Here is a 21,636-nt window from a genome sequence, read left to right on the forward strand (position 1 = left end):
TCAAGAGGCGCTTAAAGACGTCATCCCTCGTGGGGCAGGGATGACGGACTTCTCCAAAGAAGCTGAGCTATTTAAATATCGGTATAATATTCATCAATAGTTGCACTCCATTCTGGAGTAGACATATCAGGCCAATTATCTTTGTCGAATCCTGGTGAGTTTTTTAGTCGTTCTTTATCCACGCCGATAACAAATTTTTCTCGATCAGGATCATAGGAAAAAACATGCCATGGCATAGCAAAATATTTATCTCCCATTCCTAAAAAACCACCGAAAGAAAGAACCACATAAACCACTTTTCCGCTTAGTTTATCAAGCATTAATGATTCTATTTTTCCTAAATCTTCTCCTTCATTATTCTCCACACTTACGCCGACAACCTCTTCTGTTTTCACTATATTTTTAGCCATTTTAAACCTCCGTTTTTAAAATTAAAAATTACAGATCAACAAACTTATTATAATATTATAACCCATAATTTATTATAAAATGGTTTAAGTTAAAATGATTACAAAAACTAATTGATAAAACAGGAAATTTATATTAAAAAATAGAAATATCTAAAAAATCATTAGAACAGATGCTTATCCTTATCCTGTAATAAAATCGAAGCGCTAATCAGTGATAAATGAGTTAGAGCTTGAGGGAAGTTTCCTATTAATTCTTTATTTTTTGTATCATATTCCTCACTAAATAAGCCTAAATCATTCGCTTTATCTATTGCGGCATTAAAAAAAGAAAATGCCTCCTGCATACGGTTTTGACGAACTAAAACCATCACTAACCAAAAGGTACAGGGTAAAAAAATGCCTTCACCACCTTTCATTCCATCACTTCCTTCGGGATACCGCCGTAGTAACTGATCTTCAAGTAAATCTTCAATAATGGCATTTGTAGTACGAATCATACGTTCATCGCCTGCATCAAGAAAATTAAACAGAGGTAATAACAGCAAAGAGGCATCCATGACTTGAGTATCAAAAGCCTGAATAAATACACCCCTACTTTTATCATAGCCTTGCTCTTCAATCATGGTGCGGATTTCGTGACGTGCTAAGCGCCATTTAGAGAATGGAGCCATCAGGTTATGTTTTTCACCCAACTTAATACCTAAATCAACCGCCACCCAGCACATTACTTTGGAAAAAACAAAGTGGCGGGTAGTCACACGAAATTCCCAGATCCCGCAATCCGCTTTGTGGTAATTTTTAATGGCTATATTCACCACATCTTTTAAAAATTCCCAATAATAAGGATCAATCGAGGAATGTTCACGATGTGTATGCCATGCCAAAGCTAATAATTCCCCATACACGTCAAATTGAAGCTGTTCTGAAGCTTCATTACCTACCCGCACAGGATTAGAATTTTTATAACCGGAAAAACCTTCGAGATAAAATTCAGATAAACGCCGATGACCATCAAGTCCATAAAGAATTTGCAGTTCTTTAGCCTGACCTGCTGTACACCAACGCACAAAGCGCTTAAATCGATCCATTTCTTTTACAAATCCAATTTGTCCTAAAGCAATGATGGTAAAAAATGAATCCCGAACCCAACTATAACGATAATCCCAATTTTTTCTCCCGCCAAGTTCTTCAGGTAAAGACGTGGTTGGTGCAGCCAAAATAGCTCCGCTAATTGCATGAGAAAGGCATTTTAAAGTAAGCACTGAGCGCTCTATGATCGGGGGCAAATAAACCTTAGTAAAATCTCCTTGCCTAATCCAACGCTGCCACCATTGAATGGTGAAATCCAAACGCTCCTCCAATTGATGAATAGTAGGGACACATACCAAATTTTCATCCAGCTCCTGGGACTTGCAATATAAAATGGAAAGATAAACCGGCAGCTCCCCGCTCAGCTCTAGTTGCTGATGCAAGGTATGTTTTTTGATACTCAATTGGATATTGCTGGAAATAAGCAAGCCATTATTCCCACCTAATACACTATAAGCATTCTCTCCATAGCGACGAATCCAAGGGGTTGTTGTTCCATAATCGAAACGAGGCACCACCTGAAAAGCCAACTTCATCGCACCTTTAACTGCTTTAATAATACGAATTATTTGCTGATACGGCTTTTTTCTACCACCAACTCGCATGGAGAAAAAATCCATAATCATGATGTGTGCTTGTTCCGTTTTAAAATGCGTTTCTAAGACCATGGTTTTTTTATAATAATGGCGGGAGCTCGTGTAGGGTTCTGTTGGGGCTATTTGACAATAACCTCCTTTTTTCCAATCGAGCAGTCGACCAAAACAACTGGGTGAGGCCATATCAGGCATGCAGCACCAATCAATAGATCCTGACCGCGATATTAATGCCGATGAATGGCAATCACCAATAAAGCCATAATCCGCAATCGGCGGGAAAGAAGAAGCTTTCTCCATAATACTCCCTTACTCTTTTAGAATAGGGTTGCATTCAAGAAAAAGGTCCATTGGGCACCGATTCTTGACCTTCATGTTAGGCATTATCCTTATAAGGAATTAAACCTTGAATAAATTCTTTAAATGATTGCTTCATTGTCCCTTGGCTACGACTATCGCCTTTTAGAAAAAACGACATAAATGCGGTTGCCTCTTTTAAACTAATGTGCGGTGGTAGGGGCGGAACATCCGGATCGGTAACTGCCTCGAAAACAAAAGGCCTATCCGCTGCCAAGGCGATATCCCAAGCATTGGCTAATTGGTCGGGAGAATCTATTTTAATGCCATCGAGCCCTAATGATCTGGCATATTCTGCATAAGGAAATCAGGAATGCTTTGCGAGGCATCATATCGAGGATCACCAAGCAAGATCCGTTGTTCCCAAGTCACTTGATTTAAGTCGCGATTATTTAAAACTAAAATAATTAAGCGAGGATCAGCCCAGCGTTTCCAATATTTGGCAATAGTAATTAATTCGTTATTACCATTCATTTGCATGGCACCATCACCAACTACGGCAATCACCACACGCTCGGGATGTACAAATTTTGCCGCAATTGCATAAGGAACACCAGCTCCCATTGACGCTAAATTTCCTGATAAAGAGGCTTTCATCCCTTCGCGGATTTTTAAGTCGCGAGCATACCAATTCGCGGCAGAGCCAGAGTCTGCTGTAATAATGCAATTATCGGGTAACTTTGGCGAAAGCTCCCAAAAAACTCGTTGTGGATTAATAGGTTTCGCACTACTCATTGCTCGTGCCTCCATAACCTCCCACCATTTTTTGGTACTCTCTTCAACTGTTTTTCGCCAACGTGTATTTTTCTTCTGTTGCAATAAGGGAATTAATCGTCTTAAGGTTTCCACGCTATCCCCTACTAAATTAACATCCATGGGATAGCGCAGATCAATCATTTTAGGATCAATATCAATTTGTACTCCACGAGCCTTACCTTCTTTAGGTAAAAACTCTGCATAGGGGAAATTCGATCCAATCATAAATAAGGTATCGCATCTTTTCATCATCTCCCAACTTGGATTGGTGCCTAAAATACCAATTGAGCCGGTGACAAAAGGTAAATCATCGGGTACAACTGCTTTACCCAGCAAGGCCTTAGCAATACCCGCTTTTAAAATTTCAGCAACTTCCAGTACTTCATTGGTTGCATGTAAAGCACCCGCTCCAACTAAGAGAGCTACCTTCTTACCCTCATTCAAAATTTGTGCAGCCCGTTGCAACTCTTCATCATCAGGTATTGTAACCGGCATAGTAAAGCCAATGCCTGAATGCAATGTGCCATGTACTCGATTAGGAACTTCTACAGCATTCAACAATTGAATGTCATTTGGCAAAATAACACAGGTCACCGTTCGCTCTGCTTTAGCGATGCGGATGGCGCGATCAACCAAATGTCGTACTTGGGCGGGTGTAGAAGCCATATAGACATATTCTGAAGCAACGTCTTTAAATAAAGAGGTAAGATCAACCTCTTGCTGATACGAGCCACCCAATGAAGAACTTGCTTGTTGGCCTACAATCGCTAATACAGGTTGATGATCCAGCTTAGCATCATAAAGTCCATTTAATAAATGAATTGCGCCAGGTCCGGAAGTAGCTAAACACACCCCGAGTTCTCCACTAAATTTTGCGTGGGCGCAGGCCATAAATGCAGCCATTTCTTCATGCCGTACTTGAATGAAATCAAAAGTATCGCCTGCACGTCTCAATGCCCCTAAGATGCCGTTAATACCATCACCTGGAAAGCCATAAATTCGTTTAACTCCCCAAGCGGATAAGCGTTCTAAGAAAAAATCGCTGACATTAGTTCCCATAAAAATTCCTTTTAATTATCACAGCACAATAGAATTAATTGACTTATAAGACATCTACGAATAGACAAAGGCGCGAATAATTTATTAAGTTAGCCTAACTCCAAATTATTGCCATTAAGGTCATCCTTAAAAAAATAACTTAGAACCTTGCTCCAGTAATTTAGGACATTTTTATTAAGGAAAACCCTAACTCCCCTCTTGAATTCCTTAATAGAAAGCAACTCCTTTTAATACTAAAGTTTCCACATCGATATTTTGTAGTTGTAAAGTAATGGAGTATTTAATGATAATAAAAAGTAATAGCCCGAGTATAAAAATTACAATTAGTACGACGGTTAATTCAGAAATTTTAAATAAAATATATCAATACTGCCGATGGGCAAATATCGATAACATTAGTCTTTTTATTGAAAAAGCTGCTCAATTTTATTTAGAGGATAAACATAAAAATAATCTCTTAGATCAACCTACTTTAAGGAAAAATAATGGCTAAATCCTTGCATGGGAAAAAAATAGCAATTTTAGTAGCCAATGGTTTTGAACAAGTAGAAATGGTAAAACCCCGGGATGCGCTAGCGGCAGCAGGGGCTGAGACTCACCTTATTTCACCAGAAAAAGATACCGTTAATGGTTGGGATACCAAGGAGTGGGGAAAACAATTTACTATTGATATTCCCTTAGACGTTGCTCAAGCAGATACTTATGATGCCTTGTTAATACCAGGCGGCGTTATGAGTCCAGATCATTTGCGCATGAATGAAAAAGCAATTGATTTTATTAAGGGCATTTACGATGCACAGAAGCCTATTGCGGCGATTTGCCATGGTCCATGGTTATTAATTAATACGGAAATTGTTCGCGGTAAAAAAGTAACCTCCTGGCCTTCATTAAAAATGGATTTAATTAATGCCGGTGGTGAATGGGTTGATCAAGAAACTGTCGTTAGCGGACGTATTTTAACAAGCAGAAATCCACAAGATATACCAGCGTTTAACGACGCAATGATTGAATTATTCAGCCAATGATTCAGAAAAACCCATTATTATGGAGCATTAAGTAGTTTCTTGTTTGGATTTTTTAGCTACTTTTTGTTGTTTTTTCCATTCTTTATCTTTGGCAAAAACAAAACGGCTGGCTTCTTCAATAAAAAAGCCTAAATCATTAATAGAAGCCCATTCACAATATTTTTGGATTTGCTCTAAAATATCTGCATGGATTTCTACTTTAAGTTTCTCTTTAATTTGCGCCTGACTCCCGGAGATTATGGGCATAGCAATTCCTTCTTTTTAAATTAAAAAACTCAAAAGATAGTAACTAAAGTGCTATAAATATGCAAGTGACCTCAAGTGCTGCATTTTCAGCATTAAAACATTTAACCAAACATACCTGATATGTTTCCTAGGATTTTCGATTTTTGTCTTCTTTCTTAGCTAAATGTGTCCCCTTATGTTTAGCTCCTCACTACCAACAATTAAATGTATATCACCATAATTTAATATTTACAGATTTATTTGAATATAATCCATGGTAAGTATGGTGTAAAATTAAGTGATCTTAAATTGACTAAAAAAGACTAATGGATATTTTACAATGTTTAAAAAGTTTCACTACGGTGGTTGAATGTAAGAGTTTTGTCGCTGCTGCTCAAGCACTGTCTATTTCTTCTTCCAAGATAAGTAAGCAAATTTCTCATTTAGAATTGGAATTAAAAACCAAATTATTTATCCGTTCCACCAAGCAATTAATATTAACTGATAAAGGGAAAATATTATATGAGAAGGTGGGGAATTTATTTGATGAATTAAAAGTAATCAAAGAAATAGCTCTTCAGGAACTGCCAATAGATTTAGTTACTTTAAAATTATGCTTAACGGTGAGCCCCGCTGTACTTTATTTAACAAATTTAACTACCCAATTTATGAAGGCTAATTCTGGAATTGCAATTGACCTTCAAATTGGTTCAAATGTTGTCGATATATATGAATATAACTTTGACTTAGCTATAACATTCGATGTAATTCGACAACCTAATATGATTTGTAAAAAATTATTTTCTATTCAGAGAACTATTTATGCTTCCCCGGAATATTTGGAAACCCATGGCTATCCTGCTACCCCAGAAAAATTAATCAATCACAATTGTTTAATTAACACGATTTATGGATTACAAAATAAATGGATCCTGAACTCACAAATTATTCATGTATCGGGAAACTTTAAAAGTAACAATGCCGAGGTATTAAAACAGGCTGCTTTAAATGGGCTTGGCTTGATTTGGGTTCCTTATTTTTCAGTGCAAGAAGAAGTTCAGGCAGGTAAACTGTTGCCAGTATTACCTAATGATAAATCTCCTGAAATTATGCTTTATGCAATTTACAAAAAGCATAAAAGGAATAATGAGCATATTGATTTATTCCTAAAGTATCTATGTGAGAAAATAGTCACGGATGGCATAATTGAGCTTGAATAGACAGGTCCAACTATCATTGTAATTATCTAAGACTGAGATTCAATCGCTCTTCAAAAGTATCGTCTTGCATTCTTAAAAGCCCGTTGGAACATATAACAATAAGTGCCTATTTTGGAAAATAGAACTTTCCAAATTGGAATTTAAAAAAACTAAAACCTAATTATTACTTTATAATCAATAAGTTAATAATATTTTTCTCTTTTAAATGTAGTTGGCAAGAGTTTTGTATTAGATAAACAAACTGGTACTATTATGAGCATTTAATGCATTAAGGTGCGACATGCCAAAACAAATTCAATATCTTTATAAAACGAAGTCCGTACTGGATCTTTGTAATCAAGACAATATCGTTGAACTATACCAAATAATATCCGATGAAAACTTTTTGGAAAATATCCAGTTATTGGTAGATGGAGAAGTACACTTATTAAGTGAAAGTACATTGGATCAAATTAAAATATTTGAAAGTGCATTAATAGAAGCGGCAGTAAAGAATAATTTAAATCCTTTTTTTAGAGCGTATATCCGTAATATATTTGAATTACAGGAAGTTAAAAGAGCCATAGAAAAGAAAACTCAATCATCTGATTCCTATCCTGAAGAGAAACAAAAATTGAATGATAAATGTGACAGGATAGCTGCTCGACTTGAAATGCTTAAAAAAAGCAATGAATCTAGCATCAAAGAAATTGAAAAAAATCGTGCTGAATTAAAAGCTGAAAAAAATAAATATGAACTATTCCAATTTGCAGTACTGGTTTTTACTATATTACCTATTGTTCCCTTAGGATTTATATCATCCATTGCAACTCTAATAGCAGTCCCTGCCCTATTAGCTGTTGCCTTATTAGAAATAAAATTTTTTGAACCATGGAATAGCTTTTACACAGAGAAACTAGAGGAGTTATATTCAAAACATTCTTCCTTAAAAGAGCCTATCACTAATTTAGAGATGGATTTCAAATCATATAAAAGAAGAATAGTCTCATTTGAGCAACTAAATAGCGATACTCAACAGCAATTACAAAAATTAAAAGAACAACAAATCAAATTAGAAAACAAGATCGCTAATTTTAACCCAGAACAATTGGCTCCATTAAATTTAAAGGGTACATTATCTAAATCAAGTATGTTTAAAGCAGAGGATTCCACAGTATCTTTAGTAAACCCTGAGGCTAAAGAGCCATTGTCTCAATCCCCAATTTTGTAAAAAAGAGGGCTGCTATATGAGCCCTCCAATACTCCCAAGAGCCCATATCCATGAACTTTATTAGCATGCACTAGGGTAAACCTTGGTTTTACTTCCATAATACAGTAATTACCTTGAAGCATTTCTACACAAATGATACTTTGGGTTATGTCTTCCTAAATAAAACGTGAAATATCAATGGATAAATCACTTTTGGCACGAACAACGATTATAGCGATACTCTCTTTTCTGGTACTTACTATCGCCCACGCGGGAACTCCAGTGATCTCGCTCATCCCATTAACAGCGAACTCTATTTCTGTTTCAGTTAATGAGGTTAAAATCATCAAATACCAAATAACAAATCGCTCAAAAAAAACGCACACCCTGGTGATGCAACCTATAACAGGCATCAACCAGATAATTACCTCCGCAAATGACTGCTCCAATTCATTTGTTTTAAGCTGGCAACAATCCTGTATTTTGAGCTTGCAAGTAAGTGGAAGCGCTTTGCAAGGCCCAATAATAGAAGGCCCCAAAGTATGTGAACAAGGCAATCGTTTGATGTGTTACCAACCCAGCATCCAAAATAGGCTGCACATAACTCAAGGAATAGCGAAATACACAGTAGGTGGTACGATTACAGGCCTTACCGGTACGATTACCTTGTTAAACAATGGGGCGAACGCCCTATCAGTTAGTACAGATGGCTCGTTCACTTTTTCAACCCCTATTGCTGAAGGGAGCCCATACCTTGTGACTGTAGGAACACAACCTAACGGGCAAACCTGCACGGTAGCTTCCGGCTCGGGCATTATGAGTGGGGCTAATGTGACCAACGTTACGGTGACCTGCTCTACCAATACCTACACGATTGGCGGGACCATTACTGGTCTTGTCGGCACGGTAACCTTGTTAAACAATGGAGTGGATCCAACCTCAGTTAGTGTGAATGGTCCCTTCACCTTTTCTACACCTTTAGCCGAAGGAAGTACGTATCATGTCACCATCGGAACACAACCGCCAAATCAAACGTGTAATGTCGCTTCTGGTTCGGGCACTGTAAGTGGTAATGTAACCGATGTTACGGTGAACTGCGCTACACGAACCCACACTGTGGGCGGGACCATTACGGGTCTTACCGGTACTGTTATCCTGCTCAATAATGGTATTAATCCTACCCCACTTACGGCGAATGGTTCTTTTACCTTTTCCATGCCAGTTGCAGAAGGCAGTCCATACTATGTGACTGTAGGAACACAACCCAACGGACAAACCTGCACTCCCACTAATAACAGTGGAACCATGGGAGGTTCTGATGTAACAGATGTGGCGGTTGGTTGCATTACTAATAATACCTTCCTAACAGTAAATGCAAATGGAACCATTCCTGTTAATTCAGGAAGTGGGGCTCTCACGGTAACTAACACAGGCATCTACACCGCATATAATGTCCATGCCGTATTGCCTGGCGGCTGGACTGGCGTATCACAGGACGCCAGCGAATGCGCCTCTATAGCACCCAATAATGGTACCTGTACATTACACTTTTCCTCAACTACTCCTTATGTTGCGCAAGGCAATATAACCATTACGGGGGACAATATTAGTTCGCCACCTCAAACAGCACTTGCATTTACAATAAACGATTATTTAGTCTGGTCTATGTCAGGCAATACAGCTCTTGTCTTGGCAAGTAGCGATGTATCGGCATCCCAGGTTTGGAGTACCAGTTTTAATAATATACCTAATATAAATGAAACATCGACGAACCCGCCTGATGCTTGTAATGGCGCAACGGATGGCTCCTGTAATACGAATCAGCTTGCAGCCCAGTATGGGACATCCTATACAGATTATGCAGCAGGCCTTTGTTATCAAATAGCCTTGGATAATACTGGTCCCGTGGCCCTAGGTACGTGGTATTTACCAGCCATCTGCCAAATGGGGAATTCAATGGCAACTTGCGCTGCAAGCGGATTAGCTAATATCGAAGTCAATTTATTTAAGCTCGGTTTTGGTGACCTTCAGGGAGGCTATGCCTATTGGAGTTCCACTCAGTATTCGGGACAACCCATATTCGATGCATGGTTTCATGCTTTCTCAACAGGTAGTGGCGTTCAGTCGCATACTTATAAGGGTGGAGAACACTACGTACGGTGTGTCCGAGCTATAAATTTTTAATCCTTATTTTCTTTTAAGCGCCAATAAGGGTGTGTTTCATTGTGAATGTACATGAGAACGCACTCTTTTGAGCAAATTCACACACACACTTAAATAAAATACAATCCCACAGCAAATACCATATAAAATAATCCGAAGAAGGATAAGCGCATACCTGTTAGAGCATTTTTGCGTAACAATAAGTACAAACCAAAAATTGATAATAAGGTAATTATTGCCCCCCATATGGATACCTCATCTAAAATCCATGGGGTAAAAAATATTCCCAAAGCACTGGGAACAGTAGCTTGGATCATCATGGCGCCACTGATATTGGCCAGAGCTAATATTTGTTTTCCTTGGCGAACCCATATTACCGCATTCATAATTTCAGGAAGTTCTGTGGCAATAGGGCTTAACAACAAAGCCACCATTTGTGGTGGTATCCCAAAAACAGGTCCAATTACTTCCAACTGATGAACAAATATACGTGCGCTGGTAAAAATAATGATTAATGATAGAGTCATTTGCAATAAGGCCCAGGATTGAGAGGGATGTGCATCACGAGGCCTTATTTTTAAAGGCTCCATAAAATCCAAATGTTCGGGATCATCTTCTCCCTTCATCTCCTGCCTGACATACACTGCATAAGCCAAGAGAAATAGGAGCCCAAGCCATGGCTTAAATGCAAAGGCAACTAACCCAAGAGCTATTTTAAAAATAAAAATGCTTAAGAACCATACTTGATCTTTCCCCAGGCGGCGTTCTGTGACTTTAGAGAGGATTTGTTTTTCATTACTATTTTTTTGCGCTATAAATACCCAACCTACCACAGCATAAGCAATCGTTGCCAAAACTAATGGACCACCAATTGCAGCACCTATACCAATTTCTTTTTGTTCGGGAGTATGGCCAAAAACCACCGCGACAAACGTTACCACGCTTTCAGGAAGTGCCGTACCAAATGCAGCTAATATAGTTCCAGTTGCATGTTTGCTGACATTAAATTTCTTCCCCACCCATTCAACTGCATTTACAAAAAACTCACAGGAGAGATAAATAACGCCAGCAGATACCAATAATAAAATTAATGCCATAACCATCTCTATCCTTAAATACCATTCTAAACCAAAGAGAGTCAGACTCAAATGGCTGAGTTTTCCATTAGGAGCACCGGTTGCTCCTACCAAATGAAGTTAAATTGTAGAGCAACCAAATAAAAAGACCTAATAATGGTTAATTTATATCCGATGACCGCCTGGGGTTTTCGATCGTGACAATTAATTAGAGGCTATTTAAAGAGCCCTTCTCTCTTTGGACTTGAAAAAGAATAACTTCCTGATAATACTATCAATAAAGATACTTAGTTCACTTAAATTAATAAAAGGATTTTCTATGACGCAACAACATCCATCAGTGTTAATCGTAGGTGCTGGCCCTACTGGCTTGATGATGGCTTGCGAGTTAGCACGTTTTGGTGTCTCCTTTAGGATTATTGATAGAAAGACAGGGCGTACTCAAACCACTAATGCAGCGGGTATTCATACCAGAACTCTTGAAATTTTTCACCATATGGGAATTATTGACCGCTTCCTTGCAGCAGGGCAACGTTGGAGTGCCTTTCGCCTATATTCACATGATAAGTTTATGGCTCGCATACCCTTTAACCAAATTGATTCGTTCTACCAATTTTCTTTACTTTTAGCGCAAAGTGAAACTGAGAAAATTTTAAATGAGCGTTTGGAGGAGCATCAAGGGCAAGTTGAATGGCAAGTAGAGCTAATAGACTATGAGCAGGTGGAGGGTAGAGTAAAGGCACGCGTAAAACACAGTAATGGAACAGAAGAACTTATTGAAAGCGATTGGCTAATGGGGTGTGATGGTCTTCATAGCAAGGTACGCGAGTTAGCTCATATTCCTTTTGAAGGTGAGGATATTCCTCACGAGTATTTGGTTGCCGATGTACAACTAACAGGTCCTGTAGACGATGAAGCAGATGCCTTTTTAGGGAAGCAAAATATGCTTGCCCTTTTTCCTCTAGGTCAAGGTCGTTACCGAATTGTTGCTACAGCAGAAGGTTCAGAAGTTAAAAAAACATTTACTGATGAGGAAGTAACACAAATTGTCGAGCAACGCTGCATCCATAAATTTAAAGTTAGCTCTGTACTTTGGTCATCGGCTTTTTGGATTCATAGTAAACTTGCCGGCAGAATGCGCGAGGAATTAGTCTTTATTGGTGGCGATGCGGCGCATGTGCATTCTCCAGCGGGTGCACAAGGAATGAATACTGGCTTACAAGATATTTATAATCTGGCTTGGAAATTAGCCTTTGTCATTAAGGGAGTAGCGAAACCTGAGCTCTTAAATAGCTATGGAATCGAACGTCTACCCGTTATAAAAGAAATTGTCGATAAGACTGAAGGCATTACTAAAGCGGCTTTTCTTGAGAATCCGCTATTAATCAAGTTACGTGAAATGGTTGCAAAAAATATTATTGGGCAAAGTAATTATCTGCAAAATAAATTAGGAATGCAATTAACTCAATTAGCAATTCATTATCAAAATAGTCCTATCATTAATTATGATACCGATACGGCTCATGATGCTCCCAAACCCGGCGAACGAGCTCCTGATATTATCATTAGTGAAAACACCCGCTTTTTAGATTATCTCTGTAACAATCAGTACAATTTATTACTGTTCACGGGTGATAACATTAATAATAAGCTCTTACAAGAGATCGAGGATGTTAACCAATGGATAGAGCAAAACCATGCAGAAAGTATTAAAAGCTATGTGGTTAGTTTCACTAAAATCTCTGACTTTAAAAATGTAATTGTTGATTCAGAGCTCGCTCTTCACCAACGTTATAAGATGAATGAAGCTGGAGTATTTTTACTTCGCCCAGACCATTATATTGCATTTAGCAGCAAAAAAATTAATAAAGAGAACTTAAGGCATTTCCTGGAAGACAAAGCCTTTTTACTTAAATGAGTAATAACTTTATATTGACACCTAAGGGACTTGTAACATGTTTCGTACATTAATTCATACGCTGCATCCAACACTGTATTATTTAATAATATCTTTGATATACGTGGGATTTGCACTAATAGCCTATACTGTAGCAACGCAATTTTTAACTAAAAAAAGAAAAGCTAATGATCATTTGGACGAAGTGGCTAGCATCTCCTTAGGGACTATAAATGGCGCCTACAGTATCGTTTTAGGTTTTATTTTATTCCTGGTTTGGAACAACTATCAAACTGCTATGGGGTTAGTGGTGGATGAAGGCAGCAAATTGGGGGTCATTAAAGAAAGTAGTCGCGCTTTACCACCCAATGTTGCCAATAAAATACAAACAGGAACGGAACTCTATATTAAACAAGTTATGGAAAATGAATGGCCTGCTATGGCCCAAGGAAAATCCTCTCCCCAAGTGAGTCAAACGTTATCAGCATTGTATACTTCAATGCAACAATATGTACCTGATAACTCCGCCACCCAAGCTTTTTATAACAGCATCCTAAGTGCATTAAATGAAGTTAAGGAAAAGCGAAATCATCGTTTAAGTATGTTAAGCAGTCCCATACCCACGGCATGGTATGTATTTATATTTATTGCTGCCTTTATTACCATTTTTTTAAATTCACTTACTTTACGTCAAAGTGCGCTACAATTAACCACCCACATTCTGCTGGTCCTGGTAATAAGCTTTTTCATTACTGCAATTACAGCATTAAGCTATCCGTTCTCTGGATTTATATCGGTAAGTAAAGAGCTGCTTATACATTCGGGCTAATAAATGCCATTTGATAAAGGCTCAATTGAATGAGCCTTCATCAATCTATCGAAACCTGGTTGTAAAGGGAAGCTCACCCTAATAATTTTGTTAAACTTGATTCATGAAGCACAACCTGCATATCATAGAGTTAAACTGCCTTACATCTAAATCATGTCTGAAAAAATTTATTGGGTTTATATTTTGCACTGCAGCAATCAAAGTTATTACACAGGCTATACAGATAATCTAAAAAAACGTTTCCAAGAACATCTTGCAGGCAAAGGCAGTAAATACACGCGCAGCTTCAAACCCACCGTTATTGCTCAAAGCTGGGAGATTAAAAGCGGTAAATCAATGGCAATGCGCATAGAACGTTACATTAAAAAATTATCTAAAGCCCAAAAAGAGCAGTTAATAATTAATCCTTATTCAGATACATTAATTAACATATTGTCTAATGAAGCCCTACATAAACCACATAAATAAGGCTATCCCCATCATCCTCAGATTTAAACAAGGTCAAGAATTAGCACATTAATTTTTATTTACCCTTCTATGGCTAATTAATATGCATTGTGCATGAGAAATGTTATTATGCTGCTTTTAATTTAGGGGCTGAAAATGTTTGATTTTTTCAAATTCCAAAATAACCATATGAGTACGATAAAAGCCGGAGCAATCGGTGCGCTTATAGGAGTAACCAGCTATTTACTAAAAACTATTAATAATAATGAAGATGCACTTCCAGCTACTGCAGTGTTTATTGGCATAGGTGCGCTTAATTTATACCTTTGTGCAATACCCACTCCTAATGTCACTTATAAAGAATTCCAACCTGGTACTAATGGCGAAGATAATGGTTTTTATCTGGTTGAAGATAATTCTTTACGATTAGGAATGTAACAACCTGGGGGACAAGCTTATATAAGTCCTTGTCCCTTAAATTGCTCTCTGCGCAGGTTTTTCTTATTTAATACAGATATTAATAAGGAAATGATATCATTGGCCCCTATCTGAAATAAGCGTGTTAAATAATATCCATGACCTCTCTAGACTCTCATAGCGATAATAAAGTTAACGAATTTGTTCAAGCAATTCAGAAGTATTTAACTCAATGTAGATATAAGTCCTTTGAACGATTGGTATCCTCTTTGATAATTTCCTTACAAGCAATCACCTTATTTAATTTAATTTCTACCTATGAAAAGACTTCTTATTTCTGCTTAGTTTTGGTTTTGTTAATTGCCTATATTGCTACAGACTTTGTGAATGGAATAGTGCATATGTATATGGATAATAATACTTCTTACAAATCCCCAGTCGGACCTTACATTGCCGCATTCCATCTTCATCATGCAAAATATTTTTATACCAAAAGACATCCGTTAAGAGTCTATTTTGATGAGTCAGGAACCAAATTTTGGCTATTACTGTATTTATTTGTTTTAACGGGAATGCAATTCACTATTTGCTTAGGGGTATCATTAAATACTGGGTTGGTTGCTTTTGGTATTTTTTCATCGCTTGCTGAGCTATCGCATTATTGGTGCCATAATGCAACTGAAAAAAATCGACTTATTGTATGGCTGCAAAACCATTACATATTACTTTCTAAAACGCATCATAAGGCACATCATTGTTCTGATAACATTCAGTATGCTTTTTTAAATGGGTTCACAGATCCGCTAATAAATCGAATTGCTCAATCTTGTTATAAAGGATACAAAAATCATGCAGACAAACATACGAGAGCCTACATGCAACAGGCTTCAAAATAATAAATGATGCTTCGGAGCTACAATTAACCGATAAAATTACTTACAATTCTTGCAGTTTAAAATGAACACACATCATGCCTTTTACTTATAATTACAAGCAGCCCGACGAATACCATTTTAGCCTTGACTCAGTCCAGCTTGCACAATTTGTCGCGACGGAATTACAGTCCCAATCAGACCTTGGTTCTTTGCGCATATTGGACCTTTGTGCGGGTTGTGGGGTCATTGGGATGGAGCTTTCCTGGCATCTTCAAGAAATCCGGCAGATTGATTTTATCGAAATTCAGGATATTTATACCGACTATTTTCATCAAAACTTAGCTCATATCAATCGCCCAGAATTGCAATGCCGCTGGCATCTTTTAAATTACGATGAATTGCATGAAAAAGAATGGGAAGGTAAATATGATTTAATTATTAGCAATCCCCCCTATTTCCAGCTCGGTCATGGAGTGCTTTCACCGTCTGAATTTAAAAATCGATGTAGGTTTTATCTGGATAGCACTTTTCAGAATTATATTCGTGCACTGGAAAACTCCTTGGCACAGCAGGGCAAGGCTTATTTTTTATTACGCCCATTAAACCATCATGGTTTTGACTTATTTTCAGAGATAAAAAGCCTACTTGAGAAAACACCAACTACCGTCAAAAAAATATCACGTATACGAAGTACCGATATTATTTTATTAGAAAAACAGAAATTATCCCACCAAGGATAATTAACTCGGCCAGCTTTTGTTTTTGAAGCAGCATCAACAAATAATAAACACATCGTTTGTTCTGTGTTAAGCTTTACTAATCGAAGGAATAATGAGTTTAGTCATGGTTAATGTTGGGCAATTTAATAAATTAAAAATGGTACGAGAAGCTCCTTTTGGCGTGTATCTGCAAGGAGGTGAATGGGGTGAAATATTATTACCTAATAAATGGGTGCCCAAAGGTGCTTTAGTTGGCGATCTTCTCGATGTATTCGTCTACTTTGATTCAGAAGATAAAATTATTGCTACTACCATCCGCCCTCATGCAAAGATGGGTAGCTGTGCTTTTTTAAAAGTAGTTGATGTAAATACGGTAGGAGCATTTCTCGATTGGGGATTAGATAAAGATCTATTAGTACCTAAGCCAGAACAGCATTCTCCTATGGAAAAGGGGAAATCGTATCTAGTTTATTTAAAGCAAGATCCTCAGGGGCGTATTATTGCCAGTTCAAAAATTGATTATTTCTTGGATAAAACCGAAGCGCGTTTTGAACCAGGTGAAGAGGTTAACCTCCTTGTTGCCGATACAACTCCCTTAGGGCGAAAAGTAATTATCAACAGCCAGCACTGGGGACTCATTCATACGGATGATATTTTTCAAACATTAACTTATGGTAAAAAAATAAAAGGCTATATTAAGAGGGTACGCGAAGATGGCAAAATTGATGTTACTTTAAGACAAATAGGGCAACGTAGTATTAATGATTTGGCCCAGCGTATTCTCTCTAAGCTTGAGGAGTCCGGTGGCTTTTTAGCCTTGCATGACAAAAGTACCCCTGCAGAAATTCAACAGGCATTCGCTGAAAGCAAAAAAAACTTTAAAAGTGCGATAGGCCAGCTTTATAAACGTGGTTTGATTAATATTGAAAAGAAAGGGATTCGTTTAAGAAATTCAGAAAAGGCTTAACGTCCAGAGAAGAATGACGCAACCCTAAGGCTCTGTGCCACAAACCCCTGGGTTGCTTCCCTTTCGTTCGCAATGACGAAGGGCAATATTCAACCTGAACGTATATACGGCTGTAATTACAACGTCCCATTTAAAAACTGAACATAATTTGTACTCCTTCATTACGAGGAACGTAGTGATGAGGCAACCCAGGAGTTTTCGGTACGAAACCCTTTGTTAGTCACTACCTTCACACGTTATAAATTACCATCTTTACACCTTATAGTTACTACATAAACCTATCCGCCCATCGAAAAATGAATCCGTATTAACGTTTAACCTGGGCTTGTGGTTCTATTTCCAGGTGGGGGCTAATTGAAACGGGGAACCTCCCTATAGAGATGCTCCAGTTCCTAATCATTTACAAGCTAGAATGCCCAACAAAAACAACTACCCCATTGTCCTGATTGATTAATACAACGCGACGTTGAATGAGGATGTTGATGTACTAAACATGCCGCAGAAGTATAAAGCTTATTACGATTGTATCCTCCATAGTATTTTACAGGTGACCAAGAAGGACTTACTGGAGGTAAAGGTGGATTTAGTTGAGAAAACTGTTCACAAGCGTGCACAACCTCCCCACCCACAACCGTCATTAGCGAATAAATATCTTTAATTTCCTCATCAGGAATCTGAAAAAAGTTTTTTGATAATACCGCAAAATCAGCTAACTGGTTGGGAAGAAAGGAGCCTTTACTCTTTTCTTCGTTAGAAAACCAGGCACTTCCTTTTGTATAAAGCTCTAGGGCCTTTTCTCGCGAAAGAATATTGTCTTCTTTATATAATGATTGCCCACCTACGGTTTTTCCCGTAGTGAGCCAATACAAACACAACCAAGGGTTATAGCTTGAGACTCGTGTCGCATCAGTTCCCATACCAACAGGAATATCCGCCTCAATAATTTTAGTAATTGGTGGCGTACGTAAGGTTTTTTCTGCCCCATAGCGTTCGCTGAAATATTCGCCTTGAAAGGCCATTCTATTTTGAATTGCAATGCCTCCACCTAGCTTTTTCACCCGTTCAATTGACTGATCGGAAATGGTTTCAGCATGATCAAAAAACCAATGTAATTGACTAATGGGGATTTCAGAATTCACCTCTTCATACACGGTTAAGGCACGTGCGATGGATTCATCATAAGTTGCATGCAATCTGAATGGCCATTGATTTTTTGCCAAAACTTCGACTACCGGTTTTAACTGCTCTTCCATAATGGGCGGCAAGTCAGGACGAGGTTGCAAAAAATCTTCAAAATCAGCCGCAGAAAAAACAAGCATTTCACCCGCCCCGTTATGATGATAATAATCATTACCTTGTTGGTATTTTGAGGTTTGCGTCCAATGGGTAAAATCCTCGAGTTCATGGCCGGGCTTTTGGGTGAATAAATTATAGGCAATACGCAAAGTCAGCTTATTTTCCTTATCCAGCTGTTGTATCACCTCATAGTCATCGGGATAGTTTTGGAAACCACCACCTGCATCAATAATGCTCGTAATTCCAAGGCGATTTAATTCACGCATAAAATGTAAAGTGGAATTGATTTGATCATCGCGACCTAGTTTTGGGCCCTGTGCCAAAGCAGAGTAAAGGATAATAGCATTGGGGTGAGCAATTAACATGCCAGTAGGATTGCCGAATTTATCCCGTTGAATTTGGGTACCTGGCATTTCCTGAGTAGTTTTATCATAGCCAATCGCATTGAGTGCGGCTTTATTGAGTAAGGCTCGGTCATACAAATGTAAAATAAAAACGGGAGTCTCTTGAGAAACTGCATTGATTTCCTCTAAGGTAGGCATTCGGCGTTCTTTGAACTGGAACTCGGTCCAGCCTCCTACAACTCGAACCCATTGCGGAGCTGGGGTACGAGCAGCCTGCTCTTTGAGCATATGCAGGGCTTCATTAAGGCTGGGAATCCCATCCCAACGTAACTCCATATTAAAGTTTAAGCCGCCACGAATTAGGTGAATATGCGAGTCATTTAAGCCTGGAATCACTGTGTTTTTATGCAAATCAATTAGCTTCGTTGATGCGGTTTTCAACTTCATAATTTCATCATCTGAACCAAATTGCACAAATCGATGATTTTTAATGGCAACAGCTGTTGTTTTTTTATTGATGCCTGAACCTTTAAAATTACCATTGTAATAAATCGCATCCATCTTTAGGTTCTCCTATGACTCTATCCATTACGCCATGCCCACATAATAGATCAATTATAGCTCACCTTGTCTTTCCTGTTGCCCTTTTAATACTTAGGGGCAGGGTTACAAAAAATATAAATACAGATATAATCCTTGCCCCTAAGGAAAGCGATTTAATTATTAGGTAAGGATACTCACATGAGAAAACTAGGGATAAGCGCTTTTATTTTATTTATTATGGCTCAGTGTACGGGCAACGCAGCGCAAAACGCAGGATTTGCTGTCGGACCTCAATATGATACCACTCATGTTTATGTGGCCCCTGAAGATTTTAATCAATTTGTTTCTAGTTTTGTCAGCACTTTTGGCGGAAAAACATCCAAGCAAGGAATTTTTCAGGTAACACCAACCCCAAGCCAGACAATGTCGCAACTAGCGCTAACCCCAGCGGGCACAATTTCTGTATTTGGATTTAAAACACCCATTCCTTATCCTTTCGGCACGGAAAGAACTGGCTATTTGGTTAATGATTTTGATAAAGCAATTCTGGCGGCACGCTCTGCCGGCGCCGATGTTATCGTAGCCCCTTTCCAAGATCCAGTTGGTCGTGATGCCATTATTCAGTGGCCAGGTGGCGTTAACATGCAAATCTATTGGCATACTACACCTCCAGCGTATGCCCCTTTAACTACAATCCCTGAGAATCGTATTTATATTTCTCCGGATCGCGCGAATTTATTCGCACAGCGTTTCAATAGCTTTGCTCGAGGAAAAATTGTTGCCGATGAGCCTAAGGCCTCTGGAATAGAGATTGGACAACCAGGTACCACCTATCGGCGCATATCTATTGAATCTGGTTTTGGTAAAATGTTATTAATCGTGACCAATGGGCACTTAACCTGGCCCTATGGGCACGAAATGACGGGTTATGAAGTTCCTAATTTAAAAGAAACTCTGGATAAAGCGCAAGCGGCTGGAGCGCAGATTCTTGTTGCACCAATTACCTCCGGTAGCCGCATCTCAGCAATGGTTCAATTCCCAGGTGGATACATTGCAGAAATTCACGAACAAACAAAAAATCAAAACGATACAAAATCCACAACTAAGCTTTAGATAAACCAAATGCCCCCACGGTTATGTTTAAGCGCCGTAGGGGTAAAAGTCCGATTGTTGGCCTTCCATTGGTTAGCAACCATGATGTATATATTCTAAGCTTAGAAATAAACTTCTTGATCATTACTACTCACGAGAATCCTTTACTTGATAATCTTAAAATTTATCTAAATAATGAGACATTAATCCAAAGGAATACTAAATAATGGAACTATTAAATTTACATTCCCTATTAGTATATATTCAAAATGGTGTTTCATTTTGTGGCGTACTGATTATCTTTTTGGGAGTTATCATTGCCTTATTTCGTTATTTCTTCTACCTCTTTTACGCAGATTCCGCATACATTAATCAAATCCGCTTAAGGTTAGGTAGAGTATTAACTTTAGGTCTGGAGTTTATTGTTGCCGCAGACTTAATCGGAACAACTACGGCCCCTGATTATTATTCTGTGGGCATTGTTGCAAGCATTGTCTTAATTCGAACTTTATTAAGTTATACCTTGAATAAAGAAATAAATGATCTAAGTAAGCAGGAAAATGCTAAAATCCAAGTATAAGGACGACCTTATCCATTGTGGTTATCAATTCTGGACGGCCAGATTATTTTATGAGGCAGAATAAAAATGGCCTGGATCTATTTATTTTTCGCAGGATTACTTGAAGTTGTTTGGGCATATTATATGAAACAGTCTTCGGGTTTTACCAAACTGACCCCTTCAATTATTACACTTGTTGCTATGGCGTTTAGTTTTATACTTTTATCTATTTCGATGAGAAGCCTTTCTTTAGGTACTGCTTATGCAATTTGGACTGGGATAGGCACTGTTGGGGCATTTTTATTAGGCATTGTGCTTTTGGGAGAACCTGCAAATGTGATGAGAATAATCGCCGGCTTATTAATTATAAGCGGATTAATTTTGATGAAGATTTCGGGTTAAACTGAATAGGATGATGCGATACTTATTACCATCAAGTTAAGTTCGTTGACAACCCTGGGTGGGTAGGAAGGGATCCATCTCTTACGT

At 38.2% G+C, this 21,636-nt stretch carries 22 protein-coding genes; 15 read left to right on the forward strand and 7 right to left on the reverse strand.

Annotated elements, in window-relative coordinates; all coding sequences use genetic code 11:
- Nucleotides 1-71: 71 nt before the first annotated feature.
- The 4 genes from BN3124_RS05925 to BN3124_RS05935 form a co-directional block, all read right to left on the reverse strand.
- Nucleotides 72-410 carry a PRC-barrel domain-containing protein gene (locus BN3124_RS05925; protein ID WP_058533871.1) on the reverse strand — a complete coding sequence of 113 codons (339 nt, stop codon included), beginning with the start codon at nucleotides 408-410 and terminating at the stop codon, nucleotides 72-74.
- A 161-nt stretch (nucleotides 411-571) separates the two neighbouring features.
- Nucleotides 572-2,392, reverse strand: a complete 1,821-nt coding sequence (locus BN3124_RS05930) for a glycoside hydrolase family 15 protein (protein WP_058533872.1) — start codon at nucleotides 2,390-2,392, stop codon at nucleotides 572-574.
- 76 nt (nucleotides 2,393-2,468) lie between these two features.
- Nucleotides 2,469-2,666 carry a hypothetical protein gene (locus BN3124_RS17345; protein WP_230849101.1) on the reverse strand — a complete coding sequence of 66 codons (198 nt, stop codon included), beginning with the start codon at nucleotides 2,664-2,666 and terminating at the stop codon, nucleotides 2,469-2,471.
- Nucleotides 2,667-2,725: 59 nt separating this feature from the next.
- Complete coding sequence (locus BN3124_RS05935) at nucleotides 2,726-4,264, reverse strand: thiamine pyrophosphate-requiring protein (RefSeq protein WP_230849102.1); 1,539 nt, start codon at nucleotides 4,262-4,264, stop codon at nucleotides 2,726-2,728.
- 283 nt (nucleotides 4,265-4,547) lie between these two features.
- Between BN3124_RS05935 and BN3124_RS05940 the strand changes: the two genes are divergently transcribed.
- The gene (locus BN3124_RS05940; protein ID WP_058533873.1) at nucleotides 4,548-4,757 is read left to right on the forward strand and encodes a hypothetical protein; all 210 of its coding nucleotides are present in this window, start codon (nucleotides 4,548-4,550) and stop codon (nucleotides 4,755-4,757) included.
- Nucleotides 4,750-5,289 (forward strand): type 1 glutamine amidotransferase domain-containing protein, encoded by a 540-nt coding sequence (locus BN3124_RS05945; RefSeq protein WP_058533874.1) that lies wholly within the window; start codon nucleotides 4,750-4,752, stop codon nucleotides 5,287-5,289. Before BN3124_RS05940 ends, BN3124_RS05945 begins: the two co-directional genes overlap by 8 nt.
- 27 nt (nucleotides 5,290-5,316) lie before the next feature.
- Here the strand turns inward: BN3124_RS05945 and BN3124_RS05950 are convergent, their stop codons facing one another.
- On the reverse strand, nucleotides 5,317-5,535 hold the full coding sequence (locus tag BN3124_RS05950) for a hypothetical protein (RefSeq protein ID WP_058533875.1): 219 nt from the start codon (nucleotides 5,533-5,535) through the stop codon (nucleotides 5,317-5,319).
- Between the two features lie 305 nt (nucleotides 5,536-5,840).
- Here BN3124_RS05950 and BN3124_RS05955 point away from each other — a divergent pair, with 305 nt between their 5' ends.
- The 3 genes from BN3124_RS05955 (at nucleotide 5,841) to BN3124_RS05965 (ending at nucleotide 10,107) form a co-directional block, all read left to right on the forward strand.
- A complete protein-coding gene (locus BN3124_RS05955; RefSeq protein WP_058533876.1) occupies nucleotides 5,841-6,734 on the forward strand; it encodes a LysR family transcriptional regulator in 894 nt (297 codons plus the stop codon).
- A 280-nt stretch (nucleotides 6,735-7,014) separates the two neighbouring features.
- Nucleotides 7,015-7,944 carry a hypothetical protein gene (locus BN3124_RS05960; RefSeq protein ID WP_058533877.1) on the forward strand — a complete coding sequence of 310 codons (930 nt, stop codon included), beginning with the start codon at nucleotides 7,015-7,017 and terminating at the stop codon, nucleotides 7,942-7,944.
- Between the two features lie 177 nt (nucleotides 7,945-8,121).
- Entirely contained in the window at nucleotides 8,122-10,107 is a 1,986-nt protein-coding gene (locus tag BN3124_RS05965) for an Lcl C-terminal domain-containing protein (protein ID WP_058533878.1), read from the forward strand.
- An 89-nt stretch (nucleotides 10,108-10,196) separates the two neighbouring features.
- Here the strand turns inward: BN3124_RS05965 and BN3124_RS05970 are convergent, their stop codons facing one another.
- Entirely contained in the window at nucleotides 10,197-11,183 is a 987-nt protein-coding gene (locus BN3124_RS05970; RefSeq protein ID WP_230849103.1) for a sodium:calcium antiporter, read from the reverse strand.
- Nucleotides 11,184-11,481: 298 nt separating this feature from the next.
- Between BN3124_RS05970 and BN3124_RS05975 the strand changes: the two genes are divergently transcribed.
- From BN3124_RS05975 to BN3124_RS06005, 7 genes are all read left to right on the forward strand, one after another.
- Nucleotides 11,482-13,080: an FAD-dependent monooxygenase gene (locus BN3124_RS05975; RefSeq protein ID WP_058533880.1), complete on the forward strand. Its 1,599-nt coding sequence runs from the start codon at nucleotides 11,482-11,484 to the stop codon at nucleotides 13,078-13,080.
- A gap of 37 nt (nucleotides 13,081-13,117) precedes the next feature.
- Nucleotides 13,118-13,888, forward strand: coding sequence for a bestrophin-like domain (locus tag BN3124_RS05980; RefSeq protein ID WP_058533881.1), 771 nt, complete (start codon nucleotides 13,118-13,120; stop codon nucleotides 13,886-13,888).
- 153 nt (nucleotides 13,889-14,041) lie between these two features.
- Nucleotides 14,042-14,356: a GIY-YIG nuclease family protein gene (locus tag BN3124_RS05985; RefSeq protein WP_058533882.1), complete on the forward strand. Its 315-nt coding sequence runs from the start codon at nucleotides 14,042-14,044 to the stop codon at nucleotides 14,354-14,356.
- A gap of 135 nt (nucleotides 14,357-14,491) precedes the next feature.
- Complete coding sequence (locus BN3124_RS05990; protein ID WP_058533883.1) at nucleotides 14,492-14,773, forward strand: hypothetical protein; 282 nt, start codon at nucleotides 14,492-14,494, stop codon at nucleotides 14,771-14,773.
- A 137-nt stretch (nucleotides 14,774-14,910) separates the two neighbouring features.
- Nucleotides 14,911-15,648 carry a fatty acid desaturase CarF family protein gene (locus BN3124_RS05995; RefSeq protein ID WP_058533884.1) on the forward strand — a complete coding sequence of 246 codons (738 nt, stop codon included), beginning with the start codon at nucleotides 14,911-14,913 and terminating at the stop codon, nucleotides 15,646-15,648.
- 74 nt (nucleotides 15,649-15,722) lie between these two features.
- Complete coding sequence (locus BN3124_RS06000) at nucleotides 15,723-16,367, forward strand: methyltransferase (protein WP_058533885.1); 645 nt, start codon at nucleotides 15,723-15,725, stop codon at nucleotides 16,365-16,367.
- Between the two features lie 91 nt (nucleotides 16,368-16,458).
- Nucleotides 16,459-17,313 carry a CvfB family protein gene (locus tag BN3124_RS06005; protein ID WP_230849104.1) on the forward strand — a complete coding sequence of 285 codons (855 nt, stop codon included), beginning with the start codon at nucleotides 16,459-16,461 and terminating at the stop codon, nucleotides 17,311-17,313.
- A gap of 407 nt (nucleotides 17,314-17,720) precedes the next feature.
- Here BN3124_RS06005 and BN3124_RS06010 read toward each other — a convergent pair whose 3' ends face one another.
- Nucleotides 17,721-19,514 (reverse strand): amidohydrolase, encoded by a 1,794-nt coding sequence (locus tag BN3124_RS06010; RefSeq protein ID WP_058533886.1) that lies wholly within the window; start codon nucleotides 19,512-19,514, stop codon nucleotides 17,721-17,723.
- A gap of 180 nt (nucleotides 19,515-19,694) precedes the next feature.
- On the opposite strand from BN3124_RS06010, the gene BN3124_RS06015 reads away from it, so the two are divergent.
- The 3 genes from BN3124_RS06015 (at nucleotide 19,695) to BN3124_RS06025 (ending at nucleotide 21,549) form a co-directional block, all read left to right on the forward strand.
- Complete coding sequence (locus BN3124_RS06015; protein ID WP_058533887.1) at nucleotides 19,695-20,609, forward strand: hypothetical protein; 915 nt, start codon at nucleotides 19,695-19,697, stop codon at nucleotides 20,607-20,609.
- 205 nt (nucleotides 20,610-20,814) lie between these two features.
- A complete protein-coding gene (locus tag BN3124_RS06020) occupies nucleotides 20,815-21,168 on the forward strand; it encodes a DUF1622 domain-containing protein (RefSeq protein WP_058533888.1) in 354 nt (117 codons plus the stop codon).
- A gap of 66 nt (nucleotides 21,169-21,234) precedes the next feature.
- Entirely contained in the window at nucleotides 21,235-21,549 is a 315-nt protein-coding gene (locus BN3124_RS06025; protein WP_058533889.1) for a DMT family transporter, read from the forward strand.
- Nucleotides 21,550-21,636 lie beyond the last annotated feature (87 nt).

This window comes from Legionella saoudiensis (genome assembly GCF_001465875.1).
GTDB lineage: Bacteria > Pseudomonadota > Gammaproteobacteria > Legionellales > Legionellaceae > Legionella > Legionella saoudiensis.